General features: G+C 41.4%; 2 protein-coding genes and 1 pseudogene. 1 reads left to right on the top strand and 2 read right to left on the bottom strand.

The window, feature by feature from the left end:
* Nucleotides 1-318: molybdopterin-dependent oxidoreductase (locus tag AC1DVJ_RS30580; protein ID WP_477596633.1), on the bottom strand; the 318-nt coding region annotated here is incomplete at its 3' end.
* 379 nt (nt 319-697) lie between these two features.
* Here AC1DVJ_RS30580 and AC1DVJ_RS30575 point away from each other — a divergent pair.
* A complete protein-coding gene (locus AC1DVJ_RS30575) occupies nt 698-2,242 on the top strand; it encodes an alpha/beta hydrolase-fold protein (RefSeq protein WP_477596631.1) in 1,545 nt (514 codons plus the stop codon).
* A gap of 61 nt (nt 2,243-2,303) precedes the next feature.
* On the opposite strand, the pseudogene AC1DVJ_RS30570 reads toward AC1DVJ_RS30575, so the two are convergent.
* Nucleotides 2,304-2,488 (bottom strand): annotated as a pseudogene (locus AC1DVJ_RS30570) (type II toxin-antitoxin system VapC family toxin); the annotation flags it as partial.

The raw sequence follows: 2,488 nt of genomic DNA, 5'->3' as shown, positions 1-2,488 counted from the left end.
ACTTAAGATTTCAGCAGCCTCGAGGATATCCCGCAGCCGAACACCTGTCCAAATGGCATGGCTAATGGCACCGAGGTCCCACTGCTCTCCACGGACTTTAGGATCAAAATGCGCCCTTTTATTACCAGCACATTCCAACGTAACAGGCAATGTCACCTGAGGCATTCTCAATAAATCCTTATAATAAAGTTGGCCTGGTTTTCGCACGTGGCCTTGTATATCAAGGTGCCAATCATACATCGAGATGTATGGGTAAGGAAAATGATTCCGGATAAAATGAAGGGGTTCCGGCGTTAGTTGACTAACAAGAGACAACATAGGAAACTCCTGATTCTCAGGAAAAATGGATCGGGTTATGTGATGAGGACCATAAAGCCACATATTGAACTCCCCCATAAATCAATGATTCTTAATTTTATGAGAAAGTCACAGACTGCATTACCTTCTGATTAATACTAAGTTAACGAATAACTTCAAAACAACGGCAGCTGATCCTCTGATCGGCTGCCGTTCCAACTGTATTTATGGCTAATTTTTCCTATATAAAACACAAATTACGCCCGAAATTATACAATTAAGAAATTTTTTCCAATGATAAAATAGGTTTCAAGATGACTTTTCAATACATTCGACACATAAGGGGTGTCGCTCAAATATGTATCTATCTCATCTATTACTCATCATATCGCTCAGTTGTTTGCTGACAGCATCAGGTTGTTCAAGCAATTCATCTTCATCCAGCGTACCCGTTAAACAAGCCACTAAAGCGGTAGAGTTGAAAGTGACTGCTGTAACAGATAGTGGGAATGACGGCAATGTACCTGAAAATACGGTCGATCACCGCTTCGACTCTCGCTGGTCAKCCAATGGAGATGGTCAATGGATCCTGTATGACTTGGGCTTAAAAAGTTCTATTTCATCTTTACAAATTGCATTTTATCAAGGAAACACGCGCAGTTCATCCTTCGATATCGAACTATCTGATGATAAACAAACTTTCCGTAAAGTACTCTCTGGGAAGAGCTCTGGGACATCTAGTGAACTGGAATCATTCGAATTTCCAGAAACAGAAGCCCGCTATGTACGTATTCTCGGACATGGTAACTCAACAGGAAATGGCTGGAACAGTATTTCGGAAACCTCGATCTTTGGAAAAAATGAAAAGTCTGCATTAGTAAAAGAGATTCCTTCTATTCCCACGCAATTAAAAATAGCGGCAGGAGACACMGAGGCTAATCTCTCATGGACACCGTCCAAAGAAGCAGAAAAATATGTGATACAACGAAGCACTATGCCTGAATCTGGATTCGAAACCATTCATAATTTTGTATCCACTACTACGTATAAAGACACCAATCTGACTGATGGAAAAACCTACTATTATCAAGTTGCAGCAGCCAATGCGTTAGGGGAAAGCAAGTATTCCCCTCCTGTCACCGTAAAACCTGAGTGGAAGAACAACCCTGCTGACATGTCACAATCCTCACAGTTGAAACGCATCTCGATCCAGAGCAAAGCTTTAGGTAAAGACATGACTCTCAGTTTGTACCTACCTAAAGGCTATGATGAAAAAAAGAAATACCCTGTTTTATATGTATATCACGGTTTCAATGGCAATGAGACAAACTGGATGCCTGGCATTGGAATCGAGAAAAAGGCTGATGAACTCATTGCTTCTGGCAAAATTAATCCTATCATTATCGTTGCCCCTCAGGCTGATAACGGCTATGGCCTTAACACGCCCAAAGTAGGCATCGGTGGTCAGTATGAGGATTACATCACTCAGGAAGTTATTCAATTTGTGGACTCTCATTTGAGTACAATTTCAACCCGTGAAGGACGTTATATTGGTGGCCAGTCCATGGGGGGATTCATTAGTTTGCACAGCGCATTTCGCCATCCTGATTTATTTAGTAAGGTAGGCGGACATATGCCGGCTGTCTGGCTTGATGATTTTTCGAAAGCCGGAGACTTGAAAAGCTTTCTTTATCCTACTAATGAGCTTAGAAAAGAAAGAGATCCTCTGATCATCGCTAAAACTGCCGATCTACAACAACTTAAGGTCTATCTGGATAGTGGTGATCAAGATGATTATAAATTTTATGAAGGTACGGAGAAGCTCCATCAACTGCTCATTCAGCGTGGTATCCAATCTGAATATCACAATAGCGCAGGTAAACATGATAGCAATTATATTCGAGCAAACGTGGAGAGATATTTAATTTTTTATGCAGGAACATAAGCTCACGAAAACAAAAACAGCATGCCTCTCTAGAGGGCAGGCTGTTTTTGTTTAGTGGCCTTTAATTGGATGGAATGATTCGAAATTCCTTATCTAAATTGACAAGCATCAGGAAATTGGGATTGAAAGTAAAAATGCGTTTTACCTGATAATAGGACATGGTCACAGCAGTGAATGCTTCGCTGAGCGAGAAACGGAGTTCGGGCCTGTCCATAAGCAGTTTGCGCGATTCACCCTCGAATTCGT

The organism is Paenibacillus sp. P4_A9, from assembly GCF_056402415.1.
Note: the sequence above shows the minus strand (reverse complement) of the source record. Positions and strands in the feature narration are given on the sequence as shown.